This window comes from Pseudomonas sp. SID14000, from assembly GCF_002165135.1.
In the GTDB taxonomy this organism is placed as follows: domain Bacteria; phylum Pseudomonadota; class Gammaproteobacteria; order Pseudomonadales; family Pseudomonadaceae; genus Aquipseudomonas.
Genome location: NZ_NFZQ01000006.1, coordinates 83351 through 97559, shown reverse-complemented (window position 1 = coordinate 97559; position 14209 = coordinate 83351). Strand labels below are relative to the sequence as shown.

General features: G+C 64.6%; 17 protein-coding genes and 1 tRNA gene. 5 read left to right on the top strand and 13 right to left on the bottom strand.

Annotated features, from left to right (window positions below; all coding sequences use genetic code 11):
- Positions 1 to 25: 25 nt before the first annotated feature.
- The 6 genes from CAY82_RS10695 to CAY82_RS10670 all read right to left on the bottom strand — a co-directional run bounded on the left by CAY82_RS10695 (position 26) and on the right by CAY82_RS10670 (position 3259).
- Positions 26 to 802 (bottom strand): molecular chaperone, encoded by a 777-nt coding sequence (locus CAY82_RS10695; RefSeq protein WP_087501157.1) that lies wholly within the window; start codon positions 800 to 802, stop codon positions 26 to 28.
- Positions 803 to 841: 39 nt separating this feature from the next.
- Positions 842 to 1345, bottom strand: a complete 504-nt coding sequence (locus CAY82_RS10690) for a spore coat U domain-containing protein (RefSeq protein WP_087501156.1) — start codon at positions 1343 to 1345, stop codon at positions 842 to 844.
- Between the two features lie 3 nt (positions 1346 to 1348).
- Positions 1349 to 1876, bottom strand: a complete 528-nt coding sequence (locus tag CAY82_RS10685; RefSeq protein WP_087501155.1) for a spore coat U domain-containing protein — start codon at positions 1874 to 1876, stop codon at positions 1349 to 1351.
- Between the two features lie 18 nt (positions 1877 to 1894).
- Positions 1895 to 2431: a spore coat U domain-containing protein gene (locus CAY82_RS10680; protein ID WP_087501154.1), complete on the bottom strand. Its 537-nt coding sequence runs from the start codon at positions 2429 to 2431 to the stop codon at positions 1895 to 1897.
- A 30-nt stretch (positions 2432 to 2461) separates the two neighbouring features.
- Positions 2462 to 2989, bottom strand: coding sequence for a spore coat U domain-containing protein (locus CAY82_RS10675; protein WP_087501153.1), 528 nt, complete (start codon positions 2987 to 2989; stop codon positions 2462 to 2464).
- Between the two features lie 195 nt (positions 2990 to 3184).
- Positions 3185 to 3259: transfer RNA gene (locus tag CAY82_RS10670), tRNA-Gln, on the bottom strand.
- A 260-nt stretch (positions 3260 to 3519) separates the two neighbouring features.
- On the opposite strand from CAY82_RS10670, the gene CAY82_RS10665 reads away from it, so the two are divergent.
- Positions 3520 to 3762, top strand: coding sequence for a DUF465 domain-containing protein (locus CAY82_RS10665; protein WP_063914043.1), 243 nt, complete (start codon positions 3520 to 3522; stop codon positions 3760 to 3762).
- Position 3763: 1 nt separating this feature from the next.
- Here the strand turns inward: CAY82_RS10665 and CAY82_RS10660 are convergent, their stop codons facing one another.
- The gene (locus CAY82_RS10660; RefSeq protein WP_087501152.1) at positions 3764 to 4189 is read right to left on the bottom strand and encodes a DUF1810 domain-containing protein; all 426 of its coding nucleotides are present in this window, start codon (positions 4187 to 4189) and stop codon (positions 3764 to 3766) included.
- 157 nt (positions 4190 to 4346) lie between these two features.
- Here CAY82_RS10660 and zapE point away from each other — a divergent pair, with 157 nt between their 5' ends.
- Positions 4347 to 5417: a cell division protein ZapE gene (gene zapE, locus CAY82_RS10655; protein ID WP_087501151.1), complete on the top strand. Its 1071-nt coding sequence runs from the start codon at positions 4347 to 4349 to the stop codon at positions 5415 to 5417.
- A gap of 65 nt (positions 5418 to 5482) precedes the next feature.
- Here zapE and CAY82_RS10650 read toward each other — a convergent pair whose 3' ends face one another.
- A complete protein-coding gene (locus CAY82_RS10650) occupies positions 5483 to 7372 on the bottom strand; it encodes a propionyl-CoA synthetase (RefSeq protein WP_087501150.1) in 1890 nt (629 codons plus the stop codon).
- Positions 7373 to 7551: 179 nt separating this feature from the next.
- Here CAY82_RS10650 and CAY82_RS10645 point away from each other — a divergent pair, with 179 nt between their 5' ends.
- Entirely contained in the window at positions 7552 to 8418 is an 867-nt protein-coding gene (locus CAY82_RS10645; RefSeq protein ID WP_087501149.1) for a LysR family transcriptional regulator, read from the top strand.
- Here CAY82_RS10645 and CAY82_RS10640 read toward each other — a convergent pair.
- The 5 genes from CAY82_RS10640 to CAY82_RS10615 form a co-directional block, all read right to left on the bottom strand.
- A complete protein-coding gene (locus tag CAY82_RS10640; protein ID WP_087501148.1) occupies positions 8392 to 9546 on the bottom strand; it encodes an HPP family protein in 1155 nt (384 codons plus the stop codon). The genes CAY82_RS10645 and CAY82_RS10640 overlap by 27 nt on opposite strands.
- A gap of 341 nt (positions 9547 to 9887) precedes the next feature.
- Positions 9888 to 11207 (bottom strand): sensor histidine kinase, encoded by a 1320-nt coding sequence (locus tag CAY82_RS10630; protein ID WP_087501147.1) that lies wholly within the window; start codon positions 11205 to 11207, stop codon positions 9888 to 9890.
- Positions 11204 to 11872, bottom strand: coding sequence for a response regulator transcription factor (locus CAY82_RS10625; protein ID WP_087501146.1), 669 nt, complete (start codon positions 11870 to 11872; stop codon positions 11204 to 11206). Before CAY82_RS10625 ends, CAY82_RS10630 begins: the two co-directional genes overlap by 4 nt.
- Positions 11873 to 12187: a PepSY domain-containing protein gene (locus CAY82_RS10620; RefSeq protein ID WP_087501145.1), complete on the bottom strand. Its 315-nt coding sequence runs from the start codon at positions 12185 to 12187 to the stop codon at positions 11873 to 11875. It lies immediately after the preceding gene.
- Positions 12187 to 12498, bottom strand: coding sequence for a PepSY domain-containing protein (locus tag CAY82_RS10615; protein ID WP_087501144.1), 312 nt, complete (start codon positions 12496 to 12498; stop codon positions 12187 to 12189). The genes CAY82_RS10620 and CAY82_RS10615 overlap by 1 nt, the downstream gene beginning before the upstream one ends.
- A gap of 189 nt (positions 12499 to 12687) precedes the next feature.
- On the opposite strand from CAY82_RS10615, the gene CAY82_RS10610 reads away from it, so the two are divergent.
- Positions 12688 to 13767 (top strand): patatin-like phospholipase family protein, encoded by a 1080-nt coding sequence (locus CAY82_RS10610; RefSeq protein ID WP_087501143.1) that lies wholly within the window; start codon positions 12688 to 12690, stop codon positions 13765 to 13767.
- A 53-nt stretch (positions 13768 to 13820) separates the two neighbouring features.
- Positions 13821 to 14177, top strand: coding sequence for a 6-carboxytetrahydropterin synthase QueD (gene queD / locus CAY82_RS10605; protein ID WP_025338446.1), 357 nt, complete (start codon positions 13821 to 13823; stop codon positions 14175 to 14177).
- Positions 14178 to 14209: the final 32 nt, after the last annotated feature.

The window sequence follows — 14209 nt, the reverse complement described above, 5'->3', positions numbered from 1 at the left end:
CCCTGCGCGGCATTCAGGCGCAGGCTCATCGGCTTTGGCGGATGGCGTCCGCACTGCTCTGGCCGTTCACCCTCCCCTTCAGCACACTGCCGGCATTCGGTGCCAGCGGTGCCGGCCAGCGCATGCTGGCCCCCGGTAGCACATAGCCCAGCAGGCCCTCGGCCAGTGGCTTGCTCTGGCTGCCCTGCTGCACCACCACATCAGTCAGGCGTGCATGCACCGGGCCGGTATTGCGCAGTTCCACATAAGGCTTGCCCTGCACGGTCACCGCGCGCCAACTGAGTTGCGGCTTGCCGACGCCCTCGGCATTGCGCTTGCCCGCAGGGTCGGCCTTGCCCCACAGGCCTTCGCCGTAGACGAACAGGGGTACCGAGTAGCGCATCTGCAGGCGGATCGCCGCGGTTGTGCCGGGCTCGGCCTTGCCTGCCGGGATGGCGGGCGGGATCTCGTCGATGATGATGCGGTAGGCCTGCTCCTGGCCGACTGGCGAAGGGCCGGTGCGGGTCAGGCGGATCAGTTGCTTCTGCCCGGGAGCGATGTTGGCCACCGGCGGGCTGCCAATGATCTCGCGCTGCGCCTGGTACTGTTCCTGGTAGTCACCCTGGCGCCAGGCGAACACCCGCACCTGCAGGTTGGCCGGTGCAGTGCCGCGGTTTTCCAGCCACAGTCCGCCGGCTTTCTGGTCAGCCTCCAGCACGGGGTCGATCGGCCAGATCAGCACCGAGGTGGCCGCCCCGGCCGGCACGCTCGCCAGCCACAATGCTCCGATCATTCCACGCGCCCACTTCGCGCCTGCCCCCATGAAGCCCTCCTTGGATACTGGTCATTGGTACCGATGTATTCACCAGGTCACCGTCACTTGCACCACATCGGTGTAGGTCCCTGCCTGCAGCGTGCCGGTCAGCTGGACCCGCCCGTACACCGGCAGCTTGATCGCCGTCGGGTCGGTATAGCTCACGTCCACGCTCTGGCCGATCCCCAGGCTCTGGCTGTAGGCAGCATCCCGGTACAACTGGTAGGCCAGCACCTGCGTGCCGCCCGTGCGCTTGAGGTTGCGTGTGCCACTGGCACTGTTCTGCCCGCCATCCACGCTCATGCTCAAGGCCACACCCGGGGTGCACTGGAAGGTCACCGTGGTGCCGCCCAACGAGGTGGCGAGAACCCCGGTGGCCAGCGCCGATTGCGAGCCGTAGTCGAGCGTCCCATAGCTGCTCACACCGCCCACCACCAGGCACCCGGCGACGATCTGCGCCGTCACCATGAAGCTGCTGGTGGTCGCCGCATCCAGGGGCGCGGTCAGCAACACGCCGAGGCCGCTCAGGCCACCCGCCAGCCAACTGCGCATGGTTCAGAACGACAACTCGACGGACACCGTGTCGGTGTACACCCCCGCCGGCAGGCCTTCCTTGCCGCGCGCCTGGCCATACAGATTGACGGTCTGGGCCACGCCACTGCTGGTTGGCAAGGTGATGGTGTCGTCGATAGCCAGCAGCTGCGTGTGCCCGGCATCGGTATAGAAGTCATAGGGCACGAAGTTTCCATCGCCATCCGCCAGCGCACGGTTGCCCCCGGCTGACTGGCCATCGTGGAGGCCGCCCCTGACACGGATCACCGGTACCGTGCCGGCCGAACAGAGAATGCTCATCGCCCCTCCGCCGCCGATTACCTGGGCGTCGGCAGTGGTGAACAGGGCGTCCTTGGTGCCGAAGTCCAGGGCACCAAAGCTAACCCCCGAGGTGCCTGAACTGCCATTGACCTGGCACGCCGCGGTCAAGGTCAGCGTTGAGTCGATGGTCCCGGTCGTGGCGGCCTGGGTCTGGGAGGCCAGCGCCAGGCCCAGACCGGCGAGGATGCAGCGTGAAAGGTTCATTCGCATCGAAGTCTCCTTGCGTCGTTACCAGTCCAGGGTCACCCTGAGGGTGTCACGGTACAGCCCGGCCGGCAGCGCGCGCGGTTGCGCCACTACCACACCGTAGATGGGGATCGGTATCTGCCGGGTACTGCTGATGGTGAAGGCACGCGCCTGGCCGATGCCGTAGCGGCTGTTGCCGCCTGGGTCGATCGCCAGCTGATAAGGGATCAGCTCGCGGCCGTTACTCAGGCGCCGTATGCCGTCACTGCCATTCAGGCCACCGTTGATGCGCACGTTGAACGCCCGTACTTCGGGCGTGCAGCTGATCTGCAGGCTGCCCTCACCCCTCACATCATCGACCTGGCTACGCAGCGGTTGGTCCCAGTGCGGACCGCGCTCGCCGAAGTCCAGCACCCCCGGGTTGCCCACCACTGTCGGTTGCGTCTCGTTGCTGCTGACCTGGCAAGCCGCGCTGATTACCAGCCGCGCCTGGATGAAACCGGTGCTGGTGCCATGCGCGGCACCGCCGGGCACCAGCAGCGGGCCCAGGGTAAGCAGCAGGATAGAGGTGCGATTCATGGCGTCGCGTCCTTGTGCATGTTGGCATCCCTACCAGGTGACGGTGACTTTGAGCAGGTCGGCATACATACCTGCGTGCGGTACCCAGGCCAGCTTGCCGATCCGTGCATACAGCGGCAGCTCGACCGAGCCGCTGTCCGGCACCCGCGCCGAATGCGCCACATTCACCGCCAATGGTTCGCGCCAGGCGGCGTCGCGGTAAAGGCGATAAGGGATGGGCCGGGCCTTGTCATCGTCGCTGGCCAGGAAACGCAGCTCGCCGACGCCGCCATGCTGACCACCGTCGACGCGGACCTGGTACGGGGTGTCGGGATTGCACTCCAGGCGTGGCGGGCGCTGGCTCAACAGAACGCCGCTAAGCGGCGCGCCAGGGCCATCCAGCCGCGCAGCAGCGCCCATGTCGATCCGCCCCAGCGCCTGTGCACCAGCATCGCGGGGCTGGCTGACCAGCATGCAGCCGCGCTGCACCAGCACCCGTACCTCCACCAGGAAGTCCGTCGCCATGGCACCACTGCTCAACATGAGGCCCAACAGGGCGGCCAGGGAACGCTCCGTCACCTTATTATCCTTGTCGATGTCTGCTGATCTGAGCGTAGCAGCGAGGTGGTATCACAGTGCTGGCATCAAGCCACTTTTTTTGTATTAGTGATAAAGCGGAAGGAAGGGCTGCATATGGATGCAAAAGGCAGAAACGACAAAGCCCAGCGCTTGTCTTTCCAAGCACCGGACCGATATACGTTTGAAACAAGAAAATGGCAGGGGCGGCTGGATTCGAACCAACGCATGGCAGGATCAAAACCTGCTGCCTTACCGCTTGGCGACGCCCCTGTATCGGATGCAGCGTTTGCTGCTCTGACAATTCCAACTGAGTGACAACTGGGTTGTTGTCTTGGAATGCGCGGCACTTTAACAACAAACTTTCGGTCTGTGAACCCCCTGATGAAAAAAAATTACCAAAAAACAGCGAGTTAGTCATTTTCGCGGTTGGCGCAGCGACCATCCGTCGTTTTCCCCCCGCTTGGCTTCAACACAATCGCATTCCTCCCTTCCAATCAGATGAACCAACTGCATTGACCAAGGAGGACTCCATGCCTGTTTCCCACGATCTTTACCAGGACTTGCACTACCCGCGCGAAATCGTCCAGCAACGCCGTCAGGAGGACAAGGAGCTGGACCGGCTGCTGGACGAGTACATGGACATCGACAACCAGGTGCTGGCCGCCGAGTCGATCTCGGCTGGCAACTTCGAAGATGAGGACCTGCGCCGCCTGAAGGAGCGCCGGCTGGCCGTGAAGTACATGATCGAACGCCAGCTTCAGCACAAGCCCTGAGCTAACCCGACAACATGGCCAAGGTCAGGGCGTCCGGCTCACCGTCGTAGAACTGCACCAGCGCAAACTGGAACAACGGGTTGTCAGGCGCTGCCCGGGCGAACAGGGTCAGGCACGAGCGCAACTTGAGATGGTCGGGGCTACCGAGGATTTCGCGGGCACTCTTGTCGCCGTGCTGCAGCAGTGCGGTCACGCAGGCTTCCAGGCGCGGGCCAAGCAGCGGATGAGCCAGGTAGGCCCGGGCCTCGTCGATTCCGGCCAGCGCATAACGTTCGGCCATGGCACTGTGGCCGAGGCCATCGAGCTGCGGGAACACGTACCACATCCAGTGGCTGCGCTTGCGCCCGGCCTGCAGCTCCTGCATTACCTGGTCATACACCCGGTTCTGCGCCTCGACGAAGCGCTCCAGATCAAAGTCGGCGCGCATGCTCACTCCTCCTCGCAACGGTTCCATGCCTTTACTGTACGCCTGCATGGCCTACCTATCTCGTCAGGCGATAATTGCCGCGCACTTTCTGTATTAGTCAAAATGGCCGCCCTTGGGCAAGCTGCACGCTGCCCGCCATCGCCAAGGAGCTTTGCTTTTGTCTGCCTGGATTCCTACCCCGCTACGCCAGCTTGGCCAACGCTTGCGCGGCGCCGCCACCAACCAGCGCGAACTGCTCGACTGGTTCGAGGACAAGGCGAACAGCCGCGGTTACCAGCTTAGCAACGGCCAACGCCGGGTGATCCACTGCATGGCCGAGCAACTGGCGCAGCTCGAACAGGGCCAGCCGCGCAGCCTGTACCTGTACGGCTCGGTGGGCCGCGGCAAGAGCTGGCTACTCGATGGCTTTTTTGAGGCCGTGCCAGTGCAGGCCAAGCGGCGCCTGCACTTCCATGACTTCTTTGCCCGCCTGCACCAGGGCATGCACCGCCACCGAGCGCTGGACGACGCGCTGGGCGCGACCCTCGACGAACTGCTGGGCGATTGCCAGGTGCTGTGCTTCGACGAATTCCATGTGCATGACATTGGCGATGCCATGCTACTCACCCGCCTGTTCAACGCGCTGTTCGCCCGCCGCGTGTTCTTGCTGGTGACCTCCAACTATGCGCCCGAAGGGCTGCTGCCCAACCCGCTGTACCACGAGCGCTTCCTGCCAGTGATCCGCCTGATCAACAGTTCGATGGAAGTGCTCGAAGTGGCTGGCGACACCGATTTTCGCAGCTTGCCAGCCAACCGCCAGCATCAGCGTTTCACCCAAGGCCACTATGTATGGCCGGGTAATGCGGCACAGCGCCAGGCGCTGAGGGTACCGGACGAACAGCCAGTGATGCTGGAAGTGAACAAGCGCCCGCTGCGCGCGCTGGCCATCGATGGCCGGCGGGTGGTATTTGCCTTTGAAGACCTGTGCGAGAAGGCCACGGCGGTCATCGACTATCTGGTGCTGGCCGGGGAGTACGATGAATGGATCGTCGATGGGCTGGATGATCTGGCGGAATGTTCACTGGCCGCGCAGCAGCGCTTCGTCAACCTGGTGGATGTGCTGTATGACCAGGATAGGCAGGTGATGGTGATCGGCAAACGGCCGCTGGAGGAAAGCCTGGGTGGGCCGCTCGCCGACCTGATGCGTACCCGTAGCCGGTTGGGGCAGCTGCATCAGGTTGCCCCCTAGAACTGCATTGCCTGGACTGGCCTCTTCGCGGGCACGCCCGCGAAGAGGCCGGCAAGGTCAAACCCTCAGCCAGCCCTGGGCAAATCCGCCAGCACCGCCTCGATCTCCCCCAGCACTGCCGGGTCATCCAGGGTCGAAGGCGGCACATAGTCCTGCCCGTCGGCAATCTTGCGTAGCACCGCCCGCAGAATTTTCCCGGAGCGGGTCTTGGGTAAGCGCTTGACCAGCCGCACCCGGTTGAAACACGCCAACGCGCCAATTTCCTCGCGCACGCTGCCCACCAGGTCTACCAGCAACTGCGACTCGGCAATACCCTCGCCATCCTTGAGCACCACCAGAGCCAACGGCACCTGCCCCTTGATCTCGTCATGCACGCCAATCACCGCGCACTCGGCCACCGCCGGGTGGCGCGCCACCAGGTCCTCCATCTCACCGGTGGACAGCCGATGCCCGGACACGTTGATCACGTCATCCGTGCGCCCCATGATGTAGACGAAGCCATCATCGTCCAGGTAGCCGCCATCGCCGGTGTGGTAATACCCCGGGTAGGTACGCAGGTAAGCCTGCAGGTAACGCTCGTGGTCGCCCCACAGCGTCTGGCTGCACCCGGGCGGCAACGGCAGGGCGATAACGATCGAGCCCTGGTGGTTCGGCCCCAGCAGGTGGCCCTCGTCATCCAGCACGCGCACGTGGTAGCCCGGCACCGCCCGGTTGCTCGACCGCGGCTTCGCCGCGCTGCCTTCCAGCCCTACGCAGGGCGCGGTGACCGGCCAGCCGGTTTCGGTCTGCCACCAATGGTCGTGCACCGGCTTGCCACTGACCCGTTCCAGCCATTCGTGGGTGCTGGAATCCAGTTTTTCGCCCGCCAGGAACAACTGGCGCAGCGAGCTCAGGTCGTGCTTGCGGATCAGCTCACCCTCCGGGTCTTCCTTGCGGATGGCGCGCATGGCGGTGGGCGCGCAGAACAACGCGTTGACCTTGTATTGCTCCACCACCCGCCAGTAGGCTGAAGCGTCCGGGGTGCGGATCGGCTTGCCTTCGTAGAACACCGTGGTGCAGCCGCTCATCAGTGGCCCATAGACGATCAGCGAATGGCCGACCACCCAGCCCACGTCGGAAATGCCCCACCACACATCACCGGCCTGCATGCCGTAGATATGGCGCATGGCGTAGCACAGCGCCACGGCATTGCCGCCGTTTTCCCGCACGATGCCCTTGGGTTTGCCGGTGGTGCCAGAGGTGTACATGATGTAAAGCGGGTCGCCCGCATCCAGCTCCACCGGTGCCACCGGTTCGGCTTTGGCCAATGCCGCCTGCCAGTCCAGGTCACGGCCTGGCAGCAGCTGGGCACGCGCCTGCGGCCGCTGCAGCACCAGCACGTTGCGCGGCTGGTGGCGGGCCAGTTGCAGGGCACGGTCGACCAGCGGCTTGTATTCGATTACCCGATCGAACTCCAGCCCGCAGGACGCCGTCAGCAGCAGCGTCGGCCGGGCATCATCGATACGCAAGGCCAGTTCGTTGGCGGCAAAGCCACCGAACACCACCGAGTGAACTGCGCCAATGCGCGCGCAGGCCAGCATGGCCATGGCCGCCTGCGGCACCATGGGCATGTAGATGATCACGCCATCGCCCTTGTTCACCCCCAACTGGCGCAACAAACCGGCCAGGCGCGCCACCTCGTCACGCAACTGGTGGTAGGTGTAGGCCTGTTGTACGCCGGTCACCGGCGAATCGTAGATCAGCGCCAGTTGCTCGCCACGGCCCTGCTCGATCTGGTGATCGAGGGCCAGGTAGCAGCTGTTCAGGCGACCATCGGCAAACCAGCGGTGAGTGCCGTCGGCATTGCCTTGCAGCGTGAGGGCAGGCTTGCGGTGCCAGGCCAGGTGTGCGGCCTGTTCCGCCCAGAAAGCGGCAGGGTCGGAAATGGAATGGGCGTAGCTGTGCTGGTAGCTCATATCGAAAGAAACCCGGTACTTGTTGTTATTGAAGGGCGAAACTTGAGTATGGACCGCTACACCCACGCCGCCATGGGACTAAAGTCACAACCGACCTGCAAATTTGCAGACAATGCAAAAACGCCCCACAACGGTGCAAAGCTTCTAGAATAGGCCTCCCTTCAGCTACCGAGCAGCTCATGGACATCGATCAGGCCCGTACCTTTCTGGAAATCGTGCGTTGCGGCAGCCTGGTCGCCGCCGCCGAACGCCTGTTCGTGTCACAGACCGCGATCAGCGCACGGGTGCAGCGCCTGGAGCAGCAACTGGGCTGCCAGCTGTTCGTGCGCAGCCGCAACGGCGCCAGCCTGACCAGCGATGGCGAGGCATTCGTCAGTTACGCCAACCAGATGGTGCAAACCTGGGAAGCGGCGCGCCGCGACCTGCCGCTGCCCGAAGGCTGCCAGCAAGTGCTGCACGTGGGCGGCGAGGTGAGCCTGGGCAACCCGATGCTGCTCGACTGGGTCAGTGCCCTGCACCGCGAACTGCCCAGCCATGCCATCCGCAGCGAGGTGAGCGACGGCGAATCGCTGCTGCGCAAGGTCGAGATGGGCCTGCTGGACGCCGCGCTGGTCTACCAGCCGACCTACGGCCCGGGCCTGCAGGTGGAGCAGTTGATGGAGGAGAAGCTGATCCGCGTGCGCCGGGTCGACCAGCCAGACCCGTATATCTATATCGACTGGGGCGAGGCCTTCCGTCGCCAGCACGATGCCGCCCTGCCCGACTGCGCGCGCCCGGCGCTGAGTTTCAACCTGGGCCCGCTGGCCTTGCAGTTCATACTCGACCAGGGCGGCAGTGGCTACTTCCGTACGCGGGTGGTGCAGGCCTATCTGGACAGCGGGGTGTTCGAGCGGGTACCGCAGGCGCCAGAGTTCACCTACCCGACCTTCCTGGTGTACCCGCGCAAACGCGACAGCGAAGCCCTGCAACAGGCCTTCGCCATCCTGCGCAGGCTGGTGGCCGCCGACGCCAGCGACTGGTCACAACGCTGGGACCCGGTTATCTGAAACCTCGGCCTTGCTGAGCAACTGGCGCTTGAGGCCGGCGATCAGGTCGGTCTGGGTGATCACCCCCACCAGCTGGTCGGCATCGAGCACCGGCAGGCAATGCAGGCCCTGTTCGCACAGCAATGGCAGCAAGCGCTCCAGGGGGTGCTGGCTGCTGACGCTGATTACCCGACGGCTCATCACCTGCTCCATGCGCACCGCCTTGCGGCCGAACAACCCGCGCCAACTGAAGCGGCCACGCTGCATGGCCGGGCCGACCAGGTCGCTGAGGCTGACTATCCCCACCAGCTTGCCCTGCTGCAGCACCGGCAGGGTTTTCAGGTGGTGGTTGGCCAGCATTTTCCAGGCCTGCTCCAGGGTGGTGTCGGGGGTGGCGAACTGCACGTCGCGGGACATCACCGAGGCTGCGGTGATGCCGCCGAGGCTTCGCTGCAGCGCGTGTTGCTCGGTGGCCAGGATGATGCGTTCCAGTTCGTCACGGGTGACGTCGACGAACTCGCCCAGTTCTTCCAGGGCCTGGTCCAGGTCTTCCCCACGGATGCCGACCCGCTCGCTGGGCAGCGGGTCATGGGTGTGGTGCAGGTCCTTGCGCGGCACCGCGCCTTTCGGGTAGCGCACACCGGTGAGGCGGTTGTAGAGGATCGCCACCGTTACCAGGATCAGTACGTTGAGCAGCACTGGCTCCAACAGGTGGTCGCCCATGGCGGTCAGCCCCGAGTCGGCCAGCACCGCACTCACCGACACCCCGCCACCCGGTGGGTGCAGGCAGCGCAGCAGGCACATCATCAGGATCGAGATACCCAGGGCGGCGGCAGCCACCCACAGTTCCGGGCCGAAGCCCTGACGCATGGCCAGGCCGACCACGCCGGCCACTGCGTAGCTGCCCAGCACAGGCCAGGGCTGGGCCAGCGGGCCGGAGTGCACGGCGAACACCAGTACGGCCGAAGCCGCCAGCGGGCCGAGCAGGTGCAAAGCGATGCCGGGGCCATAGGCCATGCTGGTCAGCCAGCCGGCGAGGAACAGGCCGAGCAGCGCGCCGATACCGGCACGCAACCATTCTTTGGGGGGAATATTCAGGGGCGCTGGCAACAGCCGCTGCAGACGACTTTCGGAACGCGAGGCAGACATGTAGGTAATAGGAATCTGTGGTTTTTCTGGTTAAAAAGAAAGCCCATCCGAGTTGGCCTGGGCCTCGTATTGCGGTTGCAATAGCACAAGGGGCTCCGTCCGTGGAGAGATGGAAACCGCAGGGTTTCGTGGGGGGATTTTGCCGGGCGGGGTGGGATTGGGCTAATTCAAAAAAATGCGCCTGCACTGCAATTTTTTTGCAGTGGTGATATGGCCAGCAAATTCCACAAGCGCACCGCGCAACCTGTGGGAGCGGGTTCACCCGCGAAGAATGCGACACGGTGCATGGCACCGGCTTCGCCGGTGCTCGCGGGTAAACCCGCTCCCACAGGGCCCCGGTATTACCGAGCCTTGCGCGGCAAGTCGATGCTCACCCGCAAGCCGCCCAGGGGGCTATCCAGCAGCGCCAGGCGCCCGTCCCAAGCCTCAACGATATCGCGCACGATACCCAGCCCCAGCCCGTGCCCGTCAACCTGCTCGTCCAGCCGCGAACCGCGCTCCAGCACCTGTTGCCGCTGGCCCTCGGGGATACCGGGGCCATCGTCATCGACCCACACCTGGTAGCCCTCGGCATTCGGCGCAATACCCAGCCGTACCTCGCTGTCGGCCCACTTGCAGGCGTTGTCCAGCAGGTTGCCGAGCAGCTCCAGAAAGTCCTCGCGGTCCCACGGCAGCAGCAGCCCGGGCGGCACATCCCTGGCCAGCAGCAGGCCCTCGCCATGGATCATGCCCAGCGTCCCCAGCAACCCTGGCAGCTCTACGTCGCAGTCGAACTGCGCGCCGGGCAGCGCATCCCCCGCCAGACGCGCACGGTTCAGCTCACGCGCCAGGCGCTGCTGAATCTGCTCCAACTGCTCGCGCATCTGCGCACGAACATCTGGCAGGTCCCTCAGGCGCTCGCTGGAGGCCAGGCTCAGCAACACCGCCAGCGGCGTCTTCAGTGCATGGCCCAGGTTGCCCAGGGCATTGCGCGAGCGGCGCAGGCTGTCTTCGGTATGGCTCAGCAAATGGTTGATCTGCCCCACCAGCGGCGCCAGTTCGCTGGGCACTTCGGCATCCAGTTGCGAGCGCTGGCCCTGCTGCAACTGGGCGATCTGCTGGCGTGCCCGTTCCAGTGGTCGCAGCGAGCGGGTCACGGTGATGCGCTGCAACACCAGCACCAGGATCAGCGCCACCAAACCCATGCCCAAGCCGATCTGCTGCAGGCGCCGGAAACCTTCGCGGACCGGCGAATAATCCTGTGCCACGCTGATAGAGATATCCTGGCCCAGGCGCCGGTAATCGGCACGCAGGGCCAGCAGCTGCTGGCCTTCCGGGCCGAGTTCGTGGCTGTCGGAAAGGCCTGGCACGGCGGGTTTGGGCATGTCCAGATCCCACAGCGAGCGGGAACGCCAGGTACCTTTATCGAAATCTATGCGGAAGTAATAGCCGGAGAACGGCCGCTGGTACGCAGCCGAAATTCGCCGCTCATCCAGCTGCAGGCCTGAAGGCCCGCGCACAAGGGCCACCAGCAGGTTTTCGCTTTCCTTGCGCAAGCCGTTTTCCAGGTAGCGCTGCAGGCCGACCTCGAACAACCACAAGGTCAGCTGCGCCAGCACCAGGCCAACCACTACCAGCACCGCCACCAGGCCCAGGCTCAGGCGCGCCTGGATCGACTTCACGCGGCGCTCCCGGCGTAGATGTAGCCTTGCCCGCGGCGGGTCTCGATGACGCTGCGGCCCAGCTTGCGCCGCAAGTGATTGACGTGCACCTCCAGCACGTTGGAGTCGCGCTCGGTTTCACCGTCGTAGAGGTGTTCGGCCAGGTGGCTCTTGGACAGGATCTGCTGCGGATGCAGCATGAAGTAGCGCAGCAGGCGGAACTCCGCGGCGGTCAGCTGGATATCCACGCCATCACGGTTCACGCACTGTCGGCTTTCGTCCAGCTGCAGGCCAGCCGCTTCCAGCGTCGGCTGGTTGGCCAGGCCACGGGCTCGGCGCAACAACGCCTGGATGCGCAGTTGCAGTTCTTCGGGGTGGAAGGGTTTGCTCAGGTAGTCATCCGCCCCGGCCTTCAGCCCTTCGATACGCTCGGCCCACGAGCCACGGGCGGTAAGGATCAACACCGGCGTGACCATACCGGCAGCGCGCCACTGGGCCAGCACTTCCAGCCCCGGCAAGCCCGGCAGGCCAAGGTCCAGAATGATCAGGTCGTAGGGTTCGCTCTGGCCCTGGTACACCGCGTCGCGGCCGTCGGCCAGCCAGTCCACGGCGTAGCCCTGGCGCTGCAGGCCAGCGGTCAGTTCATCGGCCAGCGGCACATTGTCCTCGACAAGCAACAGGCGCATTCAGTCGTCTTCCTCGTCTTTGAGCAGGGCACCGCTACTGGCGTCGAGCTTGATCTCGCGCACCACGCCTTCAGCCGTCAGCAACTCGACTTCGTATGCGTAGCGATCGTCGTCTTCTTCCAGCTCTGCCTCCAGCAGACGCGCCCCGGGGTGACGCCCCAGGGCGGTTTCCAGCAGGTGTTCGAGCGGCAGGATGATGCCCTTCTGGCGTAGTTCCAGAGCTTCGTCCTGGTCGAGGTCGCGGCCGGCGGCCAGGGAACAGACGGCCAGCAGGGCCAGCGCGAGGTAGCGCGCCGGCCGCGGTACGTGGATCATCAGTTGTCCCGCTCGTCCTTCAGCACTTCACCGGTCTTGGCGTCCAGCGCCACGTCCCATTCGACGTTCTGGGTGTCGCGCAGCTCGACTTTGTAGATATAACGGCCGTACTCGTCTTCAAGCTCCGAGTCGGTGACGGTGGCGCCCGGGTGCTTGGCCACGGCGGCTGCCTTGAGCTCGTCCAGCGACTTGACGGTCTTGGCGTTGACCAGTTTGACCACTTCGTCGGGCTGCACGTCCTTGGCGATGGCGGAATGGGCGCCCAGGGCAAGGGCGGCGGCGACGGTGAACAGGGCAGTCAAGGTTTTCATCGTTCTTCTCTCCTGAGAACTGTGCAAGTTGTCTATGGGGTTAAGATTACCCGCCGGTCCTTAATTCAACCTGAAAACAACTGGCGCCATGATAGCGCAGCTCTCACAGGTTCATCACAGGGCTCCTGCAGGTCCTGTGTAAGCCTTGAAACCTTTACAATGACCCGCCTGCCGCCCAAGAGGTCCGCCATGAGCGCCATTCACATCAAATACCCCGCCCTGACCTTCAAGGCCGGCCAACGTGCCCTGCGGCAGGTCCGCGAGCGCGGCCTGCAGGCGGCCGATGTCGGTGTGCTGCCGGGTGCGGCGGGCGGGCCGAAGCCGCTGGGTATCCAGGGCCTGGACCTGGCGCTGTTCGGTGAATGGCTACCGTCGGCACCACGCCAACGTGCGCTAATCGGTGCCTCGATCGGCGCCTGGCGCTTCGCCAGTGCCTGCCTCGACGACCCGGTCGCCGGCATCCGTCGCCTGGGCGAACTGTACACCGAGCAGGATTTCGCCAAGGGCGTCACCCCGGCCGAAATCAGCCGCAGCTGCCAACACATGCTCGATAACCTGCTGCAAGGCCGCGACGGCCAGCTGCTGGCCAACCCGCACTATCGCCTGAACATACTGGTGGTAAAGAGCCATGGCCAGCTCGCCCACGACCATCGCGGCCGCCTCGGCCTCGGCCTGGGTTCGGTGATTGCCAGCAACCTGCTCGGCCGTTCGCGCCTGGCCCGGCACTTCGAGCGCATCATCCTGCACGACGACCGCGCCGCACCGCCGCTCGACACGCTGACCGACTTCCCCTCGCGCTGCCTGCCGCTGGACCTGGCCAACCTGCGTCATGCCCTGCTCGCCTCGGGTTCCATTCCCATGGTCATGGAAGGCGTAAAAGACATCCCCGGCGCCGGTGCAGGCACCTACCGCGACGGCGGCCTGCTCGATTACCACCTCGACCTGCCCTACCGCGGCGATGACCTGGTGCTGTACCCGCACTTCACCGACAAGGTCGTACCCGGCTGGTTCGACAAGGCCCTGCCCTGGCGCAAGGGCGATGCCACCCGCCTGCAGAACGTGCTGCTGATGGCGCCATCGCCGCAGTACCTGGCGGCGCTGCCCTACGGCAAGCTGCCCGACCGCAACGACTTCAAGCGTTTCATGGGCGATGCGCCTGGCCGCAAGCGCTACTGGTACAAGGCCATTGCCGAGAGCCAGCGGCTGGGCGACGAACTGCTGGAGCTGATTGCCACCGGGCGGTTGCATGAACGGCTGCAAGCCTTGTAGCGGCCATGCTGGTAGACTGCGCGCATTCTTGATTCACACAGAGTTATGACAGCGTGGAAATTTTTAAAGAATTTACATTCGAGTCGGCCCACCGCCTGCCACACGTACCTGCCGGGCACAAATGCGGCCGCCTGCACGGCCACTCGTTCAAGGTCGGCCTGCACCTGACCGGCCCGCTGGACCCGCACACCGGCTGGATCCGCGACTTCGCCGAAATCAAGGCGATTTTCAAGCCGATCTACGAGCAGCTGGACCACAACTACCTGAACGACATCCCGGGCCTGGAAAACCCCACCAGCGAAGTGATCGCCAAGTGGATCTGGGACCAGGTCAAGCCGCTGCTGCCGGAACTGTCGAAGGTCCGCATCCACGAGACCTGCACCAGTGGCTGCGAGTACAGCGGCGACTGAACCCCGGCAGGGGCGCTGTGCAAGCGCCCTTG